The organism is Actinophytocola sediminis (genome assembly GCF_054779715.1).
On the sequence record NZ_BAAGXS010000018.1, the window covers coordinates 250,398 to 269,933 of the forward strand.

21 protein-coding genes and 1 pseudogene are annotated in these 19,536 nt (G+C 72.1%); 13 read left to right on the forward strand and 9 right to left on the reverse strand.

The window, feature by feature from the left end; translation table 11 throughout:
- Nucleotides 1-20: 20 nt before the first annotated feature.
- From ACYVIP_RS11475 to ACYVIP_RS11505, 7 genes are all read left to right on the forward strand, one after another.
- Nucleotides 21-1,568 (forward strand): hypothetical protein, encoded by a 1,548-nt coding sequence (locus ACYVIP_RS11475; protein ID WP_460395032.1) that lies wholly within the window; start codon nt 21-23, stop codon nt 1,566-1,568.
- A gap of 131 nt (nt 1,569-1,699) precedes the next feature.
- Entirely contained in the window at nt 1,700-2,848 is a 1,149-nt protein-coding gene (locus tag ACYVIP_RS11480) for a peptidoglycan DD-metalloendopeptidase family protein (RefSeq protein ID WP_460395034.1), read from the forward strand.
- Nucleotides 2,849-2,993: 145 nt separating this feature from the next.
- Complete coding sequence (locus ACYVIP_RS11485) at nt 2,994-3,587, forward strand: hypothetical protein (RefSeq protein WP_460395036.1); 594 nt, start codon at nt 2,994-2,996, stop codon at nt 3,585-3,587.
- A 237-nt stretch (nt 3,588-3,824) separates the two neighbouring features.
- Nucleotides 3,825-4,787 (forward strand): methionine ABC transporter ATP-binding protein, encoded by a 963-nt coding sequence (locus ACYVIP_RS11490; RefSeq protein ID WP_460395038.1) that lies wholly within the window; start codon nt 3,825-3,827, stop codon nt 4,785-4,787.
- Nucleotides 4,784-5,464: a methionine ABC transporter permease gene (locus ACYVIP_RS11495; RefSeq protein ID WP_460395040.1), complete on the forward strand. Its 681-nt coding sequence runs from the start codon at nt 4,784-4,786 to the stop codon at nt 5,462-5,464. The genes ACYVIP_RS11490 and ACYVIP_RS11495 overlap by 4 nt, the downstream gene beginning before the upstream one ends.
- A 26-nt stretch (nt 5,465-5,490) precedes the next feature.
- Nucleotides 5,491-6,339, forward strand: coding sequence for a MetQ/NlpA family ABC transporter substrate-binding protein (locus ACYVIP_RS11500; RefSeq protein WP_460395042.1), 849 nt, complete (start codon nt 5,491-5,493; stop codon nt 6,337-6,339).
- 77 nt (nt 6,340-6,416) lie between these two features.
- A complete protein-coding gene (locus ACYVIP_RS11505; protein WP_460395044.1) occupies nt 6,417-7,085 on the forward strand; it encodes a lysoplasmalogenase family protein in 669 nt (222 codons plus the stop codon).
- Here the strand turns inward: ACYVIP_RS11505 and ACYVIP_RS11510 are convergent.
- Both ACYVIP_RS11510 and ACYVIP_RS11515 read right to left on the reverse strand, forming a co-directional pair.
- On the reverse strand, nt 7,046-8,506 hold the full coding sequence (locus tag ACYVIP_RS11510) for a glycoside hydrolase family 76 protein (protein WP_460395046.1): 1,461 nt from the start codon (nt 8,504-8,506) through the stop codon (nt 7,046-7,048). The genes ACYVIP_RS11505 and ACYVIP_RS11510 overlap by 40 nt on opposite strands.
- A 75-nt stretch (nt 8,507-8,581) precedes the next feature.
- Nucleotides 8,582-8,938, reverse strand: a complete 357-nt coding sequence (locus tag ACYVIP_RS11515) for a MerR family transcriptional regulator (protein WP_460395048.1) — start codon at nt 8,936-8,938, stop codon at nt 8,582-8,584.
- Nucleotides 8,939-8,994: 56 nt separating this feature from the next.
- Between ACYVIP_RS11515 and ACYVIP_RS11520 the strand changes: the two genes are divergently transcribed.
- The 3 genes and pseudogenes from ACYVIP_RS11520 to ACYVIP_RS11530 all read left to right on the forward strand — a co-directional run bounded on the left by ACYVIP_RS11520 (nt 8,995) and on the right by ACYVIP_RS11530 (nt 10,591).
- Nucleotides 8,995-9,852 carry a polysaccharide deacetylase family protein gene (locus tag ACYVIP_RS11520; protein WP_460395050.1) on the forward strand — a complete coding sequence of 286 codons (858 nt, stop codon included), beginning with the start codon at nt 8,995-8,997 and terminating at the stop codon, nt 9,850-9,852.
- A gap of 41 nt (nt 9,853-9,893) precedes the next feature.
- Nucleotides 9,894-10,397 (forward strand): annotated as a pseudogene (locus tag ACYVIP_RS11525) (helix-turn-helix domain-containing protein); the annotation flags it as partial.
- Nucleotides 10,398-10,510: 113 nt separating this feature from the next.
- Nucleotides 10,511-10,591 carry a DUF397 domain-containing protein gene (locus ACYVIP_RS11530; protein ID WP_460395223.1) on the forward strand — a complete coding sequence of 27 codons (81 nt, stop codon included), beginning with the start codon at nt 10,511-10,513 and terminating at the stop codon, nt 10,589-10,591.
- Nucleotides 10,592-10,633: 42 nt separating this feature from the next.
- On the opposite strand, the gene ACYVIP_RS11535 is transcribed toward ACYVIP_RS11530, so the two are convergent.
- The 5 genes from ACYVIP_RS11535 to ACYVIP_RS11555 all read right to left on the reverse strand — a co-directional run bounded on the left by ACYVIP_RS11535 (nt 10,634) and on the right by ACYVIP_RS11555 (nt 15,121).
- Nucleotides 10,634-11,497 carry a CU044_5270 family protein gene (locus tag ACYVIP_RS11535; protein WP_460395052.1) on the reverse strand — a complete coding sequence of 288 codons (864 nt, stop codon included), beginning with the start codon at nt 11,495-11,497 and terminating at the stop codon, nt 10,634-10,636.
- Entirely contained in the window at nt 11,490-12,059 is a 570-nt protein-coding gene (locus ACYVIP_RS11540) for an RNA polymerase sigma factor (RefSeq protein ID WP_460395054.1), read from the reverse strand. The genes ACYVIP_RS11535 and ACYVIP_RS11540 overlap by 8 nt, the downstream gene beginning before the upstream one ends.
- Nucleotides 12,060-12,188: 129 nt before the next feature.
- Nucleotides 12,189-12,824 carry a C39 family peptidase gene (locus ACYVIP_RS11545; RefSeq protein ID WP_460395056.1) on the reverse strand — a complete coding sequence of 212 codons (636 nt, stop codon included), beginning with the start codon at nt 12,822-12,824 and terminating at the stop codon, nt 12,189-12,191.
- A gap of 123 nt (nt 12,825-12,947) precedes the next feature.
- Nucleotides 12,948-14,039 carry a hypothetical protein gene (locus ACYVIP_RS11550; protein ID WP_460395058.1) on the reverse strand — a complete coding sequence of 364 codons (1,092 nt, stop codon included), beginning with the start codon at nt 14,037-14,039 and terminating at the stop codon, nt 12,948-12,950.
- Nucleotides 14,039-15,121: a sensor histidine kinase gene (locus ACYVIP_RS11555; protein ID WP_460395060.1), complete on the reverse strand. Its 1,083-nt coding sequence runs from the start codon at nt 15,119-15,121 to the stop codon at nt 14,039-14,041. The genes ACYVIP_RS11550 and ACYVIP_RS11555 overlap by 1 nt, the downstream gene beginning before the upstream one ends.
- Nucleotides 15,122-15,181: 60 nt before the next feature.
- Between ACYVIP_RS11555 and ACYVIP_RS11560 the strand changes: the two genes are divergently transcribed.
- The gene (locus ACYVIP_RS11560) at nt 15,182-15,808 is read left to right on the forward strand and encodes a response regulator (RefSeq protein WP_460395062.1); all 627 of its coding nucleotides are present in this window, start codon (nt 15,182-15,184) and stop codon (nt 15,806-15,808) included.
- Here ACYVIP_RS11560 and ACYVIP_RS11565 read toward each other — a convergent pair.
- Complete coding sequence (locus ACYVIP_RS11565) at nt 15,786-17,072, reverse strand: outer membrane protein assembly factor BamB family protein (protein WP_460395064.1); 1,287 nt, start codon at nt 17,070-17,072, stop codon at nt 15,786-15,788. The genes ACYVIP_RS11560 and ACYVIP_RS11565 overlap by 23 nt on opposite strands.
- A gap of 72 nt (nt 17,073-17,144) precedes the next feature.
- Here ACYVIP_RS11565 and ACYVIP_RS11570 point away from each other — a divergent pair, with 72 nt between their 5' ends.
- Nucleotides 17,145-17,612 carry a DUF309 domain-containing protein gene (locus ACYVIP_RS11570; protein WP_460395066.1) on the forward strand — a complete coding sequence of 156 codons (468 nt, stop codon included), beginning with the start codon at nt 17,145-17,147 and terminating at the stop codon, nt 17,610-17,612.
- 13 nt (nt 17,613-17,625) lie between these two features.
- Here ACYVIP_RS11570 and ACYVIP_RS11575 read toward each other — a convergent pair whose 3' ends face one another.
- On the reverse strand, nt 17,626-18,153 hold the full coding sequence (locus ACYVIP_RS11575) for a DinB family protein (RefSeq protein WP_460395068.1): 528 nt from the start codon (nt 18,151-18,153) through the stop codon (nt 17,626-17,628).
- A 94-nt stretch (nt 18,154-18,247) separates the two neighbouring features.
- Between ACYVIP_RS11575 and ACYVIP_RS11580 the strand changes: the two genes are divergently transcribed.
- Complete coding sequence (locus ACYVIP_RS11580; RefSeq protein WP_460395071.1) at nt 18,248-19,216, forward strand: helix-turn-helix transcriptional regulator; 969 nt, start codon at nt 18,248-18,250, stop codon at nt 19,214-19,216.
- Nucleotides 19,217-19,536 lie beyond the last annotated feature (320 nt).

Below are 19,536 nucleotides of genomic sequence, written 5' to 3' on the forward strand. Positions count from 1 at the left end.
GCCAGCGAATACTACGCAGCGTGTCCACCTCGACTGCCCGCGTCACCACCGGTCGGCCCAACAAGATCGCCGGCGACGCCGAGGGCCGGTGTACCAGCCGGACACGGATCGCGTGGCTGTTGCGGATGAGCCGCCTGTTCGGCACCGACCCGGAACTGGCCGTGGCCCGCCGGTGCGCGGCGGCGTTCCCCGCCAGCTACGGGCAGATCACGCCGAGTCAGATCTCCCGCTGGGAGAACGGCGTGTTACCTGTGCCATACCGGGTGATCCGCGCCTACGAGGACGTGCTCGGCCTGCCGGCGGGCCAGCTCACGACCGCGGTCGACGTGGTGCACCAGGTCCGGTCGGTCCGCGCCGGCCCGCCCCGGCTGGACCGCCACTTCGACCCCGACGCCCGGCTCGCCGCCGAGCTGGACGCCCTGCTCGACCGGTGCACCGGCGACGCCCCGGTCAGCGGCGCGGACTGGGACGGCATGAGCGCCAGGGTGACCGCGATGCCCCACGTCTACCTGCCGCGCCGGCTGTGGCACGAGCTCGCCACCCGACTGCTCGCCGAGATGTCGGTCTCCCGGGGCCGGGGCTACCAACACCGCTGGGAGGCGCTGCGCCGCCTGCAGGGCCACCCGGTGGCGCGCGAGGAGATCGCGGGCGCGGTGGTCGAGATGATCGCCGACCCGGCCAGCCAGGTCGTGGTCGACCCGTTGATGCTGCTGGCCAACGACCGGCAGGCGACCCAGCTGCTTGTCGACGAGGTCGCGGCGCCGACCAGCGAACGCACCCTGCGCGCCGCCCTGGTCGTGTGTGAGCTGGCGGCCGGCGCCGGCAGGTTCGGCACGGCCGAGTCCGCCGCGCTGGCCACGCTCGCCCAGTCCTACCTCGGCGACGACGGCGTGCCGGAGCCGGCGCGGCGGGCGGCGGCCGAACTCGTGGCCACTCTGCGCCCCGATGGCAGGCGGCGGGTGGCTCCGGCGGAGCGGGACGCGAGCCGGCTGGCGGCGGTGGTCACGTTCACCGTCGCCGCGCTCGCCGAGCTGGCCGCGCGCGGCCGGGGCGTGGCCCTCGGCGAGAACCGGATGCTGTCGCGGCTGGTCGAGGAACTGATGTTCCGTCCGGAGGTCGACGTGCGGCTCGGTGCGGCGGCCGTGCTGGCGGCCAGCCCGTTCGGCGACGTGCTCGCGGACGGGCTCGCGGCGGCCCTGAGCACCGCGACCGGGACGCAGCTGGTCGAGTACGCCGACGCGCTCGGCATGATCGGCGGGCGGCGGCACCGGCCCGTGCTCGAGGAGTTGCTGGTGGCGCGGGTGCCGAGGCCGGTCGCGGCCCAGGCGGCGTTCGCCCTGGGCAACCTGCCCGGCCGCACCGCCGACCCGATCCTCACCGAGGCGGTCGGCCGCAACGCGCGCGCCTGGCACACCCGCCGCGGCGAGGCGGTCGCGGAAGTGCTGCGCTGTCTGGTCTACGCGGCCGGCATGCAGCGGGCCCGGCCGGTGTTGCTCGGCGTGCACCGGCGGCCGGACGTGCCGGCCGAGGTGCGGGCGGCCGCGCGGTGGTGGCTCGCGCGGTACTGATCGCGAACTAATTGCGAGCCGTGACGGCTCCGGCAATAACTGTGCTGCGCCGGGTAGGACTCCTGGTGCAATCGTCTCGCGTCATCGGCCGGCTGCCCTGCCTCCGAAAGCTGACCCGACGGGAGACCGTTATGACCCCACGACGATTACTGACCGGACTGCTGGCACTCGGGGTGCTCGCCGCGCCGACCGCTGTCGGCACCGCGACCGCCGAACCGAAACCCGATCTGGTCGCCGAGGTGACCGCCCGCCTGCACGAGGCCGCGCCCCGGATCGCCGCCGCCACCCCGCGCGTCGGCGTCACCCGCCAGGACGCCGGCTGGGCGTTCGGCACCGCGGTGCTCGCGGCACCACCGAACTCCGACACCATGCCGCAGGGGTGGCTGTTCGTCGCCCGCCTCGGCGACGCCGGGTGGCAGGTGGCGCTGGAGGGCGAGCCGGCTTTCGGCACGCTGTCGGCGAAGTCGCCACTGGTCGGCGACGCCGAGCGGGACGTGCTGGCCGCGCAGAACGGTCTCCAGACCCAGGCCAACGGCGACTGGCGTACCGGGCTTGCGCTGCCGTACGCGGTGGGCCAGACCTGGGCGATGCCGGGTGGCCCGCACGGGTGGAGCGGCGCGGCCGCGCCCTACAGCTCGATCGACCTCGCCGGTGGCGACCAGGTCGTGCGGGCCGCGCGGGCGGGTGCGGCGTACACGATCTGCAAGGGCTGGGTCCGGGTGGTGCACGACCGCGGCTACGCCACGGACTACTACCACCTGTGGGACAACATCAACGTGGACGGCGCGGCGGTGGGCCAGGGTGCCTACCTCGGCTACACCGGCACCGACGTCACCTGTGGTGGCTCGGCCTCCGGGCGACACGTGCACTTCGCCCTGCGGCAGAACAACGTCTACGTCGGCATCGCCGACCACAATGTCGGCAAGTGGGTGCCGCAGAACGGTGCCTCGGCCTACCAGGGCTTCGCCCTGCACGGCAGCACCCGGGCCAACGCCGGCGGCTCGCTGTACAACTACGGCGCGCTGGGCTTCACCCAGGGCGTGATGGACACCAACGGCGGCGGCGTGGTGAACAAGCGCACCGGGCCGGGCACGAACTACGCGCTCGCCGGCACGGTCGCCGACGGTGCGACGGTGACGGTGTCCTGTTCGCGGAACGGCACCAGCCACAGCGGGCGGTGGGGCACCACCAGCCTGTGGAACCGGCTCTCCGACGGCACCTGGGTGACCGACGCGTTCATGTGGACCGGCCTGAACGGTCCGGTCAACGGCACCTGCTGAGCGCTACCGACCTCGGCCGGGTCCGGAGGACCCGGCCGAGGCGGGGACCGCTGTCCGGCGTTCGCCGGACAGCCCGTCGGGCGACCGCGACCTAGGGTCGCGGTGATCCCGGTTTTCCCCGTCACGACCATCGTGAGGTAGACGCGTGTCCACGCCGCCCGTGCACCACTGGAACCAGCGTCCGCCATGGCCATCGGCTCAGCCACCGGCCCAGCCGCCGGTGGGGCCACCGCCGGGCGAGCGGCCGCCGTCGACCGCGCTGCTGACCGCGACCTGGCTGGTCAGCCTGATCGCCGGGGTGGCCTACATCGGCCTGTTCACGTTGATGGCGCTCGGTGCGGCCGATGAGATCACGACGATCGAACGGGTCCAGGACCTCAAGGACAGCGGCGGGCCGGTCACCAACACCGACGAGGACCTCGCGGCGTCCATCGCCGAGAACGAGCTCGCGATCATCGTGTTCGCCGTCGGCGCGGTGCTCACCATCCCGCTGCTGGTGGCCAGCGTGCTCGGGCGCACGGGCAGGGCCGCGGCGCGGGTGCTGGCCACGGTGTTCCTGCTGCCCCCGGCCGTGGTGATCGCCTTCGGGGTCGTCCACGACATCAACGACGGCCATCCGGAGAACGCGTTCGCCCTGGTGTTCACCCTCCCGGCGATCGTGCTCTCGGTGCTGTGGTGGCTGCCGCCGACCACGCGGGGGATGGCCGCGCGGCGCTGGCGGCGTACCGGCTCCTACTAGCTCCGCCTGCCGCGGACAAGCGGCATTCACATAGTGGTATGTCCTGTGTGGACTGTCGGGTGCCGGTTGACACGCTGTCGGCATCTCCTTGAGGATCAAGGTCATGCGCAGCGCCGGACGGCTGATCTCGTTGTCGGCGGCCTTCGACGGCGCGGCCGCACGGTCGTGACGTCAGATCCCGGTCAGCGGGCCGAAGACGGCCCGCCAGATGGCATAGTTCTGACCGGACTGCGCAAGGTGTATCCGTTACGTGGCGGCGAGGTCGTCGCGCTGGACGGGATCGACCTGCGGGTGCCCCGGGGCGCGATCCACGGCATCGTGGGGGAGTCCGGCGCCGGCAAGTCGACCCTCATCCGCTGCGTCACCGCGCTGGACCGGCCGACGTCGGGCAGCGTCCTGGTCGACGGCGAGGAGCTCAACGCGGCCGGCGAACGCGACCTGCGCCGGGCCCGCCGCCGCATCGGCATGGTCTTCCAACAGGTCAACCTGTTCGACGCGCGCACGGCGGCGGAGAACATCGCGTATCCGTTGCGGGTGGCCAGGGTCCCGGCCGCCCGGCGGCGCGCCAGGGTGACCGAGCTGCTGGAACTCGTTGGCCTGCAGGGGCGCGGCGGCTCCTATCCCGCGCAGCTGTCCGGCGGCCAGCGGCAGCGGGTCGGCATCGCCCGCGCGCTGGCCGCCGACCCGTCGGTACTGCTGTGCGACGAGCCGACCTCCGCGCTGGACGCGGCCACCACCCGGCAGATCCTGGCGCTGATCCGCGATGTGCGCGACCGCATTGGGCTGACCGTACTGATCATCACCCACGAGATGTCCGTGGTGCGCGAGGTCTGCGACTCCGTCACGCTGCTCGACCACGGCCGGGTCGCCGAGCACGGCGCCATCGACGAGGTGGTCGCCCGACCGGGCACCCGACTGGCGCGCGAGCTGATTCCCGTGCCACCACTGCCCATCGGCACCGAACACACGGTCGTCGAGGTGGCCTTCGCCGGCGGGGACACCGGCGCGGTGTTCCGGCTCATCGGCGGCCTCGGCGATGGCGTCGCGGTGGCCGCCGGCACGGTCGAGACCCTCGGCGGGACCAGGGTCGGCCGGCTGCGCCTGGACGTGCCCGCCGCCCGCCGTGACGAGGTGCTCGCGGCGTTACGGGAGGCCGGGTTGCACGCGTCGATCGGCGCGCCGGAGGTGACCGGCGAATGAGCGACTGGTTCGCCGACCTGCTTGGCAACCCGGCCATCACCGACCGGCTGCCCGAGGCGACCATGGAGACGCTGCTGATGGTCGGCTGGTCGGCGCTGCTGTCGGCGGTCGGCGGGCTGCCGCTGGGACTGTGGCTGCACGCCACCTCGCCCGGCGGGCTCGCGCCGCGGCGCTCGGTCAACGCCGTGCTGTCGCTGATCGTGAACGTCGGCCGGTCGCTGCCGTTCATCATCCTGGCGATCGCGCTGATCCCGCTCACCAGGGCGATCACCGGCTCGGCGCTGGGCTGGGAGGCCGCGGTCGTGCCGCTCACCGTCGGCGCGGTGCCGTTCTTCGCCAGGCTCGCGGAGAGCGCCGTGCGCGAGGTCTCCGCCGGCAAGATCGAGGCGGCCCAACTCGCCGGCGCCTCCCGGGTGCGGATCCTGGCCGGGGTGCTGGTGCGCGAGTCGTTGCCCGGCCTGGTTTCCGGCTTCACCGTCACGGTGATCGCGCTGGTCTCCTACTCCGCCATGGCGGGCGCGATCGGCGCCGGCGGCCTCGGTTTCCTGGCGATCAGCTACGGCTACAACCGTTTCCAGTGGGACGTGATGATCGTCTGCGTGATCGTCATCGTGCTGCTGGTCCAACTCCTCCAGACCGTCGGCGACCTGGTCGCCCGCGCGCTGGACCACCGCTGACCCCCGGCACGAGAGAAGGACCGCCAATGCGCAAGGCCAGCAGACTCGCCGCCATCGCCGTCGTCACCTCGTTGGCCATGACGGCGTGCGGCTCGGACGAGCCGGCGGAGGACACCGGCTCGGGGGAGCGGACCACGCTGTCGATCGGCGCGAGCATCACCCCGCACGCGGTGATCCTGGAGTTCGTACGTGACGAGCTGGCCGCCGATGCCGGGCTGGAGCTGGAGATCGTCGAGTACGAGGACTACGTCCTGCCCAACGAGAACCTCGCCGACGGCTCGCTGGACGCCAACTACTTCCAGCACCAGCCCTACTTCGACGCCCAGGTGGCCGAGCGCGGCTACGAGTTCGAGCACTTCGACGGCGTGCACATCGAGCCCTACGCGCTCTACTCCGGCCGGGACGGCGAGACCCCGCGCTACGCCTCGACCGACGAGCTGCCGGACGGCGCGGTCATCGGGATCACCAACGACCCGTCCAACCAGGCCCGCGCGCTCGACCTGCTGGCCAAGGACGGCCTGATCGAACTGGCCGACACCGGCGAGGCCGACGCCACCGTGCTGGATGTGGCCGACAACCCGAAGAACCTCGAGTTCCAGGAGGCGGATCCGGCCTCGCTGGCCCGCGCGCTCGAGGACGTCGACGCGGCGATCATCAACGGCAACTACGCGCTGGAGGTCGAGCTGAGCGCCGCGGAGGACTCGCTGCTGGTGGAGTCCGGCGCGGACAACCCGTACGCGAACTTCGTCGCCTACCGCAGCGAGGACGCCGGCAACGAGCAGTTGGCCACTTTGGACAAGCTGCTACGGTCCGAGGAGGTGCGCGCGTTCATCGAGAAGCGCTGGCCGCTCGGTGAGGTGCTGCCCGCGTTCTGAGCCATTGCCCTGAATGCCTCATTGAGGACGTTGAGCGTCCCCAATGCCTCATTCAGGGCATGCCGTCGAGGAGCAGGATGACCAGGATCGCCGGGGCGTTGTTCTTTGTGCTCGCCGTTGGGCACCTCGGCGCGGGGCTGGCCGGCGCGGACACCCTTGCCACGGTCAGCCAGATCCTGCTGATGCCGGCGCTCGCGGCGGTCGTGCTGGCCGCGACCGCCGGGCGGCGGCGGTCGCGGTTGGTGCGCCTGCTGGTGCTCGCGCTCGGGTTCTCCTGGCTGGGGGACAGCGTGCCGGCGCTGTTCACCGGTGACGCCCGGTTCCTGACCATGGTCGGGTTGTTCCTGTGCGCCCAGATCGCCTATGTGGTCGCGTTCTGGCCGGAACACCGCCGGTCGGTACTGCGCCGGCCGGCCGTCATCGGCTACCTGCTGGCGTTCTGCGCGCTGCTCGTCGCCTGCGCGCCCGGCGCGGACGGGTTGCTGGTGCCGGTGATCTGCTACGGCGGCTGCCTGACGCTGATGGCCGTGCTGGCGACCGGGGTGCACCCGGTGGCCGGTATCGGCGGCGCGGTGTTCTTCGTCTCCGACGGGCTGATCGCGCTGGACGCGTTCGCCGGCTGGTATGCGCCGCCGATACCGGGTTTCTGGGTGATGCTCACCTACATCGTCGGGCAGGCGTTGATCACTTCAGGTGTGCTGCGGCGTCAGTGCGCCGCGTTCAGCACCGCCAGCGCGCTGGCCTGACAGCCGGGCCCCGCCGGCTTTGTCCACGCCGACCAGGACAGCGAGTACTGGTCGAAAGCGTTGCGGGAGTAGGCATACGCGGTGTCGGCCTGACGGTCGAGATAGCCGGTGTACGGGCGGTTGGTGAGCGCGTCGTTCAGTTCGGACAGGCCGCGGGCGAGGCCGGCCTTGAAGTAGGCCCCGTCGTTGGCGCAGCCGTCCCAGCCTTCCGCCGGGTCGTGCAGGATGCCGCCGCTGTCGGTGAGCGGCGAGCCGGACCGGGTGGTGGCGTCGGCGACCTGCCGGGCGCGGTCGCGGGGCGCGGAGTCGCCGGTCAACGCGGACAGCGCGGTGAGGCCGGACATCAGCACGCCCTGGTTGTAGGTGAACACCGTGCCGCCAGGGGCGCAGTTCGCCTCGTCGAGCCCGTCGCGGACCAGGCCGTCGCCGCCGATCAGCCCGCTCGCGGCGAACCACGACCAGCCGGCCAGCGCGCGGTCGCGGTAGCGGGTGTCGCCGGTGCGGGCCGCGACCGTCGCGTTGACCTGGAGGTAGAGGCTGTTGGAGATGGCCGCCTTGTAGGTCAGGCCTTCCTTCCACCGGATGCCGCCGCCGCACGCGCTGGTGGTGAAGGTGTGCATGTGGTCCGCGGCGATCCGGGCGGTGTCCAGGTAGCGCCGGTCGCCGGTGAGGTCGAAGGCGTCCAGCCAGGCCATCGCCCACCAGCCGGTGTCGTCGGAGTACTCGTTGCGGAACTGGCCGCGGCCGGAGTTCACGTTGCGGTCGTAGGTGGTGGCGATCGCGTAGCGGTAGCTCGGCAGGTTGGTGACCTCGGCGTTGCGGATGACGGCGGTCAGCGCGACGGCCGAGCCCCACCAGCCGCCGCTGCGGAACAGACCGGTGCTGTTGTCGTAGATCGCCATCATCGCGGTCGCCGCGGCCTCGGTGCGGTTCGCGGCGTTCCAGGTCGTTCTCGCCCACTGGGTGCAGCCGACGGCGCCGGTGTCCACGGCCCGGCCGCAGGCGCGCAGCGCGCCGACGCCGCGGTTGGCCCAGTCGTCGTTGTTGTACATCTGGGTTCGCCAGCCGCCGACGCCCGCCGGCGCGGTGGTCGCGCCGAGGCGGCCCTCCCAGGTGGCGCCGCCGTCGAAGGAGCGGTCGAGCCACACCTCGTCGCCCGGCCGGGACTGGTCGATGGCCGCCCAGCCCATCGGGTCGCCGTCGCCGAGGTGCAGGACGAGGGTCCGGCCGGACAGGCCGGCCGACACCGGGGTGCGGTCGCCGGTGGCCAGCGCGGGGTCGCGGGCGTCGCAGTAGCGGTTGCAGATGGTGGCCGCCGGCGCGGGGGCGGGCGTGGTCGGTTCGGCCGCGGCGGTGGGCGCGAACAGGATCGTCGCGGCGGTGAGTAGGACAGGGACCAGGAGAGGAGACGTGCGGGTCACGGGAACCTCATCTGTCGCAGGGAAATTTCACCGTGACTGATGAGAGCGCTTTCCGGAAGACCCCGAAGAGGGTAACTACGTCGACGCCGCGTCGATCACCTCGTCGAGGACGTCGCGGGAGTTGTGCAGCTCGGTGATCAGCCGGTCGATGCGGTCCCGTTCGGCGGCGAGGTCGGCGACCAGTTGGGGGGTGGCGATCTGGGACGGGCCACCGTCGGCGTCGCGCATACACGGCAGCAGCCGCGCGATCTTCTTGCTGTGCAGTCCCGCGGCGAACAGCTCCTGGATGCGAATGACCCGGTCGACCGCGTGCTCGGGGAAGTCGCGGTGGCCGCCGGGGGTGCGGTCGGCGATCAGCAGCCGCTGTTGTTCGTAGTAGCGCAGCGACCGTTCGCTCACCCCGGTTCGCCTGGCCAGCTCACCGATCCGCATCTCGACCTCCGCGCGGGCTTGAACCTGACATTGATGTTAACTCTTACCGTGTCGGCATGACGCACCCTCCTTTCACCTACAGCCCGATAACCGAGCGGCCGGCGCTGCACTGGCCCGGCGGCGCCCGGGTGGCGGCCTACGTCGGGCTCAACGTCGAGCACTTCCTGATCGACCGCCCGTCCACCAGCATCTGGCCCGGCACCGCGGACCTGGTGCCCGACGCGCTGAACTACGGTTGGCGCGACTACGGCGTCCGGGTCGGCATCTGGCGCACGATCGAGAGCCTGGACCGGCACGGCATCCGAGCCAGCGTGCTGCTGAACTCCTCGGTGGCCGAGCGCTACCCGCAGATCATCGAGGCGGGCCGTCGCCGCGACTGGGCCTGGCTCGCGCACGGGCGGACCAACTCGATCATGCATGCCGACCTGACGCGCGAGGAGGAACGTCGACTGCTCACCGAGATCATCGACACCATCGCCGCCGCCACCGGTCAGCGGCCGAAGGGTTGGATGGGACCGGCACTGACCGAGACGGTCAACACCCCGGCGTTGCTGGCCGAACTCGGCCTGACCTACCTGCTGGACTGGACCAACGACGACCAGCCCTACCCGCTGACCGTGCCCGGCATGATCAGCGTCCCGTACTCGGTCGAGCTCAACGATCTGCAGCTGTTCGGCAGGGGGCTGACCGGGCCGGAGTTCGTGCGCGTGGTCAGGGACCAGTACGAGCAGCTGCACGCCGACTCCGAGCACAGCGGCCGGGTGCTGGCGTTGGCGTTGCACCCGTTCGTGATCGGCCAGCCCTTCCGGCACAAGTACCTGGACCAGGCCTTGGCCTTCCTTGCCGAGCAACCCGACATCTGGCTGACCACCAGCGACGAGATCGCCGCGCACTACCAGCGGACGATCGCGTAGACCAGCTTCTTCTCTGCGGAAGTCTGCGGATCGCCGAGGAGGTGCGCGCGCTGCGGGAAAAACATGGTCTCTCTCAGCTGGAGTTGGCCGGCCGGATCGGGTTCAGTCCGTCGACGGTGAAGAACATCGAGTCCGGTTATCGGGTGCCGACTCGGGAACAGGCGCGGTTGCTGGACGAGGCGCTCGACACGGCGGGCACCCTGCGTCGCCTGGAGGCCCGTGTTCGGGCGGCCCCGATCTCTCCGGGGTTTCGTCCGTTCGTCGCCGCCGAGGCGGATGCCCGTTCGCTCAAGTGGTTCGAGCACACAGTGGTGCCCGGCTTGCTTCAGACCGAGGATTACGCGCGGACGCTGGTCAAGGTGTATCCCGGTCTGACCGAGGATGAGGTGGCCGCGCGAGTGACGGCGAAGTCGTGCCGTCAGCAGGTGCTGGAAGCTGAGAAGCCGCCGTGGTTGTGGGCGATGGTTGACGAGCAGGTGGTGTGCCGCGAGATCGGCGGCGCTGAGGTGATGCTGGCGCAACTGGCGAAGTTGGCCGAGTTCGCTCGCCGTCCTCGGGTCACCATCCAGGTGCTTTCCGCCGCTCGCCCGCACACTGCGCTGCTGGTGGCTTTGTCATCGCGGAACTGGCCAGGGAGCCTGCGGTGGTCTAGATTCTGGTGCGGGACACCAAGAATCGGACCGGCGGCACGCTGGCGTTCTCGCCGAGCACCTGGCGGCGTTTTCTTGGCGGGGCCTGACCCGTCGGGGCAGGTCATGGCCTGCCCCGACGTCAAGTCCCGTCAGGGTTTCTGGCCGGGGTTGTCCACGGCCGCCTGCTCGACCACCGCGCCCGCCTCGGGCATGCCGAGGAACGCGTACGTTTCCGTGTCGAACACCAACATGACCGCACTGTCCACATGGGTCCAGCGCACCCCGACCCCCGGCCGGCCGGCACCGTCCTTCGCGTCCGCCACGACCTCCAGGCCGTCGAGCTCGGCCACGGCCTCGAACAGCGCGGCGAGCGCCGCCGGGTGCACGTAGCCCTCGGCGACCAGTTCGTAGATGTTCTTGCCGAGCGAGTTGGCGCTGTCCTTGCTGCCGGGCATCGCGTTCAGGTACTCGCGCATGCCGGCCGCGTCGGTCGGCAGGTTCGGCTGGTAGGCGGGGCTCGGCTCGCACTGCTCGAACTGGCCGGGCAGCGGCCGGTCCTCCTTGTCCCGCACCGGTGTCCGACCGTCGCGGCAGCCGGGGATCAGCAACGTGGCGTTGTACTGCTTGACCTGTCCGTCCCGGGTGCCGTCGGCCGACAGCCAGGCCTCGCGGGCGGCCCCGCCCGCGTACTCGGTCCTGGTGTAGACGAACTGGTCGGGCCGGGGCGGGGTGGCCGGCAGCGCCCTGGCCGCCTGGGCCGCCTCCCGCAGGATCTCCTCGGCGCTGGCCGGCGCCGGGGCGATGCCCACCGGCTCCAGCACGCCGAACGAGACCACGGCGGTGATCGCGGCGGCCAGGCCGACCACGGCGACCCCGGAGACCCACAGTCGCCGCCGGCCGCGGGACGGTTGGGCGATCGAGGTCACCAGCGTGGCGCGGGCCGGGGCGAGGTCGGCCTCGCCGAGCAGCGGGGTGTCGTTGGCCATGTCCTTGAGCAGCGTCAGTTCATCCATGGTTGATGGGCTCCTTCGAGAGTGCCGCGCGGACCAGTTTGCGGGCGCGGTGAAGTCGGGACCGGACGGTGCCGATCGGGATGGCCAGTGCCTCGGCGACCTCCTCGTAGCTGAGGTCCTCCCAGGCGATCAGCAGCAGCACCTCGCGGTCGCCATCGGCCAGGTCGGCGAGCGCGGCGGCCAGCATCCGGTGCATGGCCGACGCGGTGACCTGCGCGGCCACCCGGTCGGCGTGCCCGTCCGGCGGCGGCTCGGGGCTCATGCTGGCGCGGAGGCGGTACTCCCGGATCTCCGTGCGCTGGTGCTGGCGGGCCAGGTTGGTGGCGATGCCGTACAGCCACGGCCGGGCGTCGGCGCGGGCCTGGTCGTAGCGCTCCCGCTGGCCGAAGGCGGCCAGGAAGGTGTCCGCGACCAGGTCGTCGGCGACCTGCCGGCCCAGCCGGCGGGTGAGGTAGCGCTGGATGTGGGCCGCGTGCCGGTCGAAGATCACGGCGAACCGCTCCGGGCGCCGCAGGGACGCCGTGATGATCGCCGCGTCATCGTCGTCGTGGGGTGGGTGCATCGACTCCTCATATCCGTCGGGGACGGTGAACACCCACCTATTGGCACGAGGTCCCGTTCGAGTTCTCCGGCTTGGTACACGACGACGGCCGGCACCCGCTCGGGGCCCCGGCCGTCGTCGTGCGTTGTGTCAGGCGCTGTAACCCTTCGGCGGGATGAGCGAGGCCAGCTGGTCGAAGGACAGCCAGTAGATCTGGTTGCCGCTGAAGGACGCCGGGTCGGCGATCAGCACCGCGCGGTTGACGTCGTTGTAGCCGATGACCGTGAAGTAGTGGTAGATCGTCTGGTCGGGCGGGTAGCCGGGCGGCTGGTTACCTGGCGGGGCCACGATGTTGGCCACGATGGCGTAGCCGTTGTCGATGTCCAGCACGATGTCGCGCCACAGCAGGTCCTTCTGCGCCTGGGTAGGCGGATCGTTTGGCATCTCCTTGGTCTCATACCAGCCGACGTGGCCGCCGAGCACCCGGGTGACCTGCCCGATCCAGTCGGTGCCGCCGGTGTGCGTGCCGAGCTGGGCGGCGAGGTCGGCCTGGCTGCGGTGGACCCCGCGGGCCGACAGCGCGATCCTGGTGGCCGCCGGGCCGCACCAGTAGCCGGTTTCCTGGACCTGGTAGTCGACCTGCAGCACGTGCTCGCCCGCGATCTCGGTCGACGCGGGCGCGGCGGCGGGTCTCGGATCGGCCGTGCTGACCGGCGCGAGCACGAGCGGAGAGATGACCATGGCGGCCGCGAGCACCGCGGCCGCGGCGGGCCTGAAGGTGTGCATGGTGGTGTCCTCACCGATCCCAGACCGCACCGATCCCCGACGCACCGGAGCCTTGGGATCACTCCGTGCGATCGTCGCAGGCGGCGAACCCGCTGGCCATAGCCTGGCGACGGCGCAGTTGCGTCAGGGCGCACCTGCGCCAGGCACCCACAGCTCGACATACGGGTCCGGTTCGGCCAACAGCCGGCCGCCGGCCGCGGCGAGCAGGTCACCGGCCTCGGTCAGGTCCAGCGCGGTCTCCCCGGCGCAGGCGGCCAGCACGGTCACCAGCACACCGCCGTCGGCGGGCACCGCGCGCACCGTCGCCTCGGCGGCCACGGCCGACATCGCCGCGAGGACCCGGCCGGTCGCGGTGAGCAGGGCCTCGCGTACCGGCTCGTCGACCACCGCCGCCGGTGGGCGGAACGCGGCGTGGTTGACCGTCACCCGCAGCCCGGCGCGCGCGGCGACGGCGTCCAGCCCGGCGGTCAGCCCGGCGCCGGCGTGCTCGCCGTCGGCCTCGACGAAGCCGCGCAGCCACCCCGCCTCGTCCCGGACCCGTTGGCGCAGCACGGGATCGGTCACCTGGTGGCCGCGGCCGATGGTCTCCAACGTCTGGAGGACGCGGTCGTGCAGCGCGGCCGCGGCGTGCGCGCGCACCTGCCGGACGGCGGCCTCCTCCGCCCGGCGCGCGGCCACGTCGTCCACCTCGGCCAACTCGGCGGTGGTCCGGCGCAGCAGGCGGGCCGACAGCCAGCCCGCGACCGGGTTCACCGCCAGTTGGAACACCGCGATGGCCGCCGCCGGCACCGGCTGACCGTGACGCCAGACGAGCACCGCGACGGTCGCCGCCACCCAGCAGGACACGACCGCGTACGCCCGGCCGAGCCGCCGGGCGCTCAGCCCGACGCTGAACGCCGCCATCATGGCGTAGTTCCCGGCGAAGTAGGCCATGGTGCCCGGCTCGTCCACCAGCAGCCCGTTGGCCACCACCACCGCGCCGACCACCACCAGGTCCACCACGACGAACGCGCCGCGCACAGTGCCGTGCCGCGCCCAGTGCGCCGCCAGTGCCGCCGTCTCGGCGACCAGGACCGCGAGCAGCGCCGGCCCGTGCCACGGCGCGGGGAACCGGTCCAGGGTCAGCGACACCGCGAGCGCGCACACCAGCAGGCTGATCGCCCGCACGGCCAGCCCGGCGCGCCGCACCAGCCGCTCGGAGACTCCGGCGGGCATCACCTCGGCACCGTGAGGCGCACGACCGTCCCGCGTCCTGGCGCGGAGTCGAGGCCGGCCCGGCCGCCGACCTCGGTGATCCGGCGCACGATCGACCGCTCGACCCCGATCCCGCCGGCCGCCCGCGCCGGGGTGCAGCCGTGACCGTGGTCCACCACCTCGACCACGACCCACTGACCATCCACATCGGACTCGACGGTCGCGCGTACGGTGGCCGACCGCGCGCCGGAGTGCTTCGCGGCGTTGGTCAGCGCCTCCCAGACCGCACCGGCGAGCGCGGTCACGGTCGGCGCCGGCAGGGCCGGCAGCGCGGGCGGCACGTCGACCTCGACCACCAGTCCGTCGTCGCGGCGGGCGAGCACCACCGCGAGCAGCGCCGCCCGGACGTCGGTGGACACCGGGCGCCGGTCGTCGAGAAACTCGCGTAACCACAGGGTTTCCGCGTCGAGCCGGGCGAGCACCGACGGGTCGGCGACGGCGCCGGCGGCGGTGAGCCGGTCGAGGGTGTCGAACAGCCGGTCGCCGACCAGCTCGGCCTGCCGGACGCGTTCCCTGGTGCGCGCGGCCTCGGTCGAGGCGGCCAGCGCGTCGGCGCGCCTGCGGTCGATCTCCCGCGCCGCGCCCCTGGTCCACGCGGCGATCAGCCAGGCGACCGTCAGCACCGCGACGAGGTTCGCGGTGTCCGGCAAGGAGATCCACAGTGGGACGTCGGTGGTCGCGAGCTTGGCCGCGGCGACCGCGGCCGCGGTGAGCGCGGCCCCGATCCGCCACGGCGCCAGCCCGGCGGTGATCACCCCGATCTGCACGTAGTTGAACATCGGTCCGAGCGTGACCAGCACGGTGAGCACGACCGCGTCCACGGCGGCCGAGACCAGGCCGATCCGCCCGGATCGCCACCACCACACCACGAACCCGATCGACTGCGCGAACACGAGCACGCAGACCAGCCACAGCCCGGGTGTGGACCCGGCCGCCACGACGAGCGAGACGCACGCCCCGAGCCGGAACACCGCGGCGGCGAGCGCGATGATCCGGTCGACCCGCACCGTCGCCGGCAGGGCGCCGGCGACCCCGTCAGCCATCGTGACCGCCTTTCGCCGTTCGCCCATGATGGCAGTACTTCTGTTGGTAGAGTCCGGATTGTGCTCCGAGTCGCCGTGGTCGACGACCACCCGGTCGCCCGCGAGGGGTTGCGCGCCATCCTGGCGGCGACCGAGATCGAGGTGGTCGCCGCGCACGCGCACCCCGACGAGCTGGGCGCGGTGGAGTATGACGTCGTGGTGCTCGACCTGTACCTGGACCCCGACTCCGGCAGGCCAGCGCTCGACCACGTCCGGCGACTGGCCGAGACCCGGCCGGTGCTGGTGATCTCCGCGTCCCGCCACCCGGAGGACGTGGTGGCCGCGGTCAACGCCGGGGCGTCCGGGTTCCTCAACAAACAGTCGACCGCGGAGTCCTATGTGGAGGCCATCACGGTGCTGGCCGCCGGCGACTTCCACGTCTCGGCCCAGCTCGCCGACATGGTGGCCGCGGTGCTGCCGGGACTGCCGGCCGACCGGCCGGAGCTGTCGCCGCGAGAGCAGGAGACGCTGAGCTACATCGCGCGCGGCTTCACCCACGGCCAGACCGCGACCAGGATGGGGGTGTCGAAGGCGACCGTCGACACCTACGTCGCGCGCATCCGGGCCAAGCTGCAGGTCGGCAACAAGGCCGAGTTGGCCATCGCCGCGCTCGAGCACGTGCGCCCTAGCCGGCGAGCAGTTCGATGAAACCGTTGCCCCGGCCGAGTTCGGTGCGCCAGCGCGATTCACCGGTCCGGGCGTCGACGGCGGTGACCGTGAGCGGTTTCTCGCCGAGGACGTCTCCGCCACCGACCCCGTAGACCTCGCCGCCGCGCACCATCGGCCGGCCGGGCGCCGCCGTGGTCCACAGCTCCGTGCCGTCGTCCATCGCGAACGCCGTCAGCTCACTGTCCTGCCGGCTACCCGCGTAGACCACGCCGTCCCCGATCGCCGCCAACCAGTAGGTTCCGGTGCTCTGCACCGTCCACAGTGAACGTCCGGTGGCCAGGTCCCGCGCGTCCAGATCGCCGCCGGAGGGCCCGACGACCCCGACCATGCCCTCCTGGGTGAGCAGTAACTCCTCGGCCGGGAAGTCCGTCCCGGTCAACGCCCACCGGCGTTCGCCGTCGTCGAGGTCGTGGGCGGCGATGTCGACGTCGTCGCCAAGATTGCCGGTGAACACCACCTGGTCGTTGACCGCCGTGGCCTCGGCGATGTCGGTCAGCGGGATGCCGTCGGCATCCCGGGGGACGACGGTCCAGCGCACCGCGCCGGTCACCGGGTCAAGGCCCAGCGCCACATCGGTGTTGCCGGGCAGGATGACCACCGCCTCGGGCGTGGCGACGGCCCCGTCGACATCGGTGGGGAAGTGGTCGGGCAGCAGCGTCGCCAACTCGGCGCGCCAGCGGGGCTTCCCGGTCGCGAGGTCGACTGAGGTGACCGCCTCCTGTCCGATCTCGCGATCGTAGGCGAACGCGCTGCCATCGCCGGTCGCGAGCAGGACGGTGTTCTCGGCGCGCCAGCGCAGTTCGCCGCTCGTCCGGTCGAACGCGTGCAGGATCTCTTCCATGGACAGCAGCACGACGTCGTCGACGGCGGTCAGGATGGGGAAGGTCTGGTCGAGCCCGCTGGTCGACGGGACGCGCGCCCGCCACTTCTCCGTCCCGGTCCCTGGGTCGAGCGCCCGTAGCCCGTCCTCCGCGACGGCCAGCAGCGTCCCGTCGTCCAGGGTGACGATCGGGTTGCCGACTGACTCGTTGTCGAACAGTGGGGGCCACGGGAGCTCGGTCTGCCAACGCGTCGTCCCGGTGTCTCCGTCGAGCGCGGTCAGGCCCTCGCCGGTCTGCACGAACACCGGTGCGGCGCTCTGGGCGTCCTGTTCGGTTCGCGGCGGTTCATCGGTCGGCTCGCCGCCGCATCCGGTCAGGCCGACAACGAGCAGGATCCCCATCAACGCCCGGAAAACACCCATGGCGCGACGCTAGCCAGCGGGTGTCCCCGTTGGCATGTCAGGCGAAAAGACCACACGGCGTAGGCTGGGGCCGTGCGAGTAGATCGGGACCGGGACCCGGCTGGCAACGCCCGCAACGCCCGCGAGCGCGACGGCCTTGGCCGGCCGCTGCCCCGGGGCGTCGCCGGCGTCCCCCGCCAGCCGGAGGGCGTCGTCCGCACCCCCGAGGAGACCGTGCGCGAAGCGCAGCGGCTGCTCGACGGCGGCATGCCCTTCCACGCGCACGAGGTGTTGGAGGACGCCTGGAAACAGGCCCCGTCGGCGACTCGGGCGTTGTGGAAGGGCCTGGCCCAGCTGGCCGTCGGCGTCACCCACGCCGCGCGCGGCAACCACACCGGCGCGGCCACGCTGCTCACCAGGGGCGCGGACAACATCGAGCCCTACCGCGACCAGCCGCCGCACGGCATCGACGTCGCGGCGCTGTCGCGGTGGGCGCGGGAACACGCCGAGGCTGTCACCGGCGGAACCGGTGAGGTGCCGCCCTTCCGGCTCCGGGCGTGAGCTCAGCCCACGATCAGCCCATCGTCTTCGCGCCGTCCAGTGACTCGCGGATGATGTCGGCGTGGCCGGCGTGCTGGGCGGTCTCGGCGATGATGTGCATGATGACCCGCCGTGCCGTCCAGTGCTTGCCCACCTCGTACCACGGCGCGACCGGCAGCGGGTGGGCGACGTCGAGGTCGGGCAGGGTCGCGACCAGCTCGTCGGTGCGGCGGGCCACCTCGGCGTAGTCGGCGAGCACGCCGGCCAGCGTCTCCTCGGGCAGCAGCCGGAACCCGTCGGTCCACGTGGCGAAGTCGTCCTCGGACATCTGCTCGAAGTTGCTCGACTCGGCCGGGCCGTCGACGATGAACTTCGCCCAGGTCGCCTCCCCGGCGGTCACGTGCTTGATCAACCCGCCGATGGTCAGCTCGCTGGCGGTGGTCCGTTGCCGCGCCTGCTCGTCGGTGAGCTCCCGCGCGGTGAACCGCAGGAACTGGCGGTGGGTGGCCAGCGTCTCCAGCAGGTCGGCGCGCTCGAGGTCGGTCGTGATCGAGGTCGTCATTTCTCTTCTCCACCCTGTGTGGTGATCAGTACGTACCGAACGCTAACGGCCATTCAGGTCACTTTCTGACCGCAATCGGCGGAGAATCGGCACCATGGCGAACACCAGCTCCCGGACCCTGCGGCTGCTCTCGTTGCTGCAGAACCACCGCTTCTGGCCGGGCACCACACTCGCCGAGCGGCTCGGCGTGTCGGTGCGCACCCTGCGCCGGGACATCGACCGGCTCCGCGAGCTCGGCTACCCGGTGGCGGCCACCCGCGGGGTCGACGGCGGCTACCAACTCGCCGTCGGCGGGGCACTGCCGCCGCTGGTCATCGACGACGAGGAGGCCGTCGCGCTGATCGTCGGCCTGCAGAACGCGGCCCAGAGCACGGTCGCCGGGGTCGCCGAGTCCTCGGTGCGGGCGCTGGCCAAGGTGACCCAGGTGATGCCGGCGCGGCTGCGGCGCCGCGCCGAGGCACTGAGCGCGATGACCGTGCCGCTGGAGTGGTTCGGCCAGCAGCCGCCGACCATCGACCCGGACATCCTCACCGCGATCGCGCTCAGCTGCCGGGACACCGAGCGGCTGCGGTTCGCCTACACCGCGGCCACCGGGAACCACACCGACCGGCACGTCGAACCGCACCGCCTGGTGAGCCTGGGCCGCCGCTGGTACCTGGTCGCCTACGACCTCGACCGCCACGACTGGCGCACCTTCCGCCTCGACCGGCTCGCCGAACCGCGCACGACCGGTGCCCAGTTCCTGCCCCGCGCGCTGCCGGCGGCCGACGCCGCCGCCTTCGTCCGCGCCCACCTGGACAACGCCGTGCGCCCCGTCGCGGTCGAGGCCGTGGTCGACGCCCCCTCGGCCACCGTCGGCGACCGGGTCGGCCGCTGGGCCGCCGTCGAGGCCGTCGACGACACCCACGCCCGCGTCCGCCTCACCACCGACTCGCCGTCCTGGGCGCTGCTCATCCTGGGCGCCTCGGGTGCCGACTTCCACGTCGTCGGGCCGCCGGAGCTGCGCGCGGAACTGCGCGACTGGGGCACCCGCTTCCTCCGTGCGGCGGGGCCGGGAAGCTGATCAGCTCGTCGCCGGCGTGTGGTTGTACGACCCTGGTGGAGTGGCTGTGCTCAGTCATGCCCTCAGGACACCGCCGACTGTGCGGCCGTGACAGAACGCCACGTGACGTGCGTCACTAATGTGTTGAATTGAATGGTGTGCTCGAACGGCGGCGTTTTGTTGTGGGATAACTCCGGGAATCCGGGAACGGCGACCGCGGGCGAGCATTACGAATCGCCGAGTCCGGCGTGGTGCGCACCGGGCGACCAGGCCAGCGGCCCGATCGCCATGGCTGTGTCGCCACGCCACGGCCGGATGAATTACCGGAAACCGGTCACCAA

Excerpts from the sequence above, each read along its gene's own strand:
- ACYVIP_RS11480 (WP_460395034.1), top strand. The coding sequence starts at position 1,700 with ATGACCCCACGACGATTACTGACCGGACTGCTGGCACTCGGGGTGCTC.
- ACYVIP_RS11495 (WP_460395040.1), top strand. The coding sequence starts at position 4,784 with ATGAGCGACTGGTTCGCCGACCTGCTTGGCAACCCGGCCATCACCGAC.
- ACYVIP_RS11500 (WP_460395042.1), top strand. The coding sequence starts at position 5,491 with ATGCGCAAGGCCAGCAGACTCGCCGCCATCGCCGTCGTCACCTCGTTG.
- ACYVIP_RS11505 (WP_460395044.1), top strand. The coding sequence starts at position 6,417 with ATGACCAGGATCGCCGGGGCGTTGTTCTTTGTGCTCGCCGTTGGGCAC.
- ACYVIP_RS11515 (WP_460395048.1), bottom strand. The coding sequence starts at position 8,938 with ATGCGGATCGGTGAGCTGGCCAGGCGAACCGGGGTGAGCGAACGGTCG.
- ACYVIP_RS11520 (WP_460395050.1), top strand. The coding sequence starts at position 8,995 with ATGACGCACCCTCCTTTCACCTACAGCCCGATAACCGAGCGGCCGGCG.
- ACYVIP_RS11535 (WP_460395052.1), bottom strand. The coding sequence starts at position 11,497 with ATGGATGAACTGACGCTGCTCAAGGACATGGCCAACGACACCCCGCTG.
- ACYVIP_RS11540 (WP_460395054.1), bottom strand. The coding sequence starts at position 12,059 with ATGCACCCACCCCACGACGACGATGACGCGGCGATCATCACGGCGTCC.
- ACYVIP_RS11545 (WP_460395056.1), bottom strand. The coding sequence starts at position 12,824 with ATGCACACCTTCAGGCCCGCCGCGGCCGCGGTGCTCGCGGCCGCCATG.
- ACYVIP_RS11550 (WP_460395058.1), bottom strand. The coding sequence starts at position 14,039 with ATGCCCGCCGGAGTCTCCGAGCGGCTGGTGCGGCGCGCCGGGCTGGCC.
- ACYVIP_RS11555 (WP_460395060.1), bottom strand. The coding sequence starts at position 15,121 with ATGGCTGACGGGGTCGCCGGCGCCCTGCCGGCGACGGTGCGGGTCGAC.
- ACYVIP_RS11565 (WP_460395064.1), bottom strand. The coding sequence starts at position 17,072 with ATGGGTGTTTTCCGGGCGTTGATGGGGATCCTGCTCGTTGTCGGCCTG.
- ACYVIP_RS11575 (WP_460395068.1), bottom strand. The coding sequence starts at position 18,153 with ATGACGACCTCGATCACGACCGACCTCGAGCGCGCCGACCTGCTGGAG.
- ACYVIP_RS11580 (WP_460395071.1), top strand. The coding sequence starts at position 18,248 with ATGGCGAACACCAGCTCCCGGACCCTGCGGCTGCTCTCGTTGCTGCAG.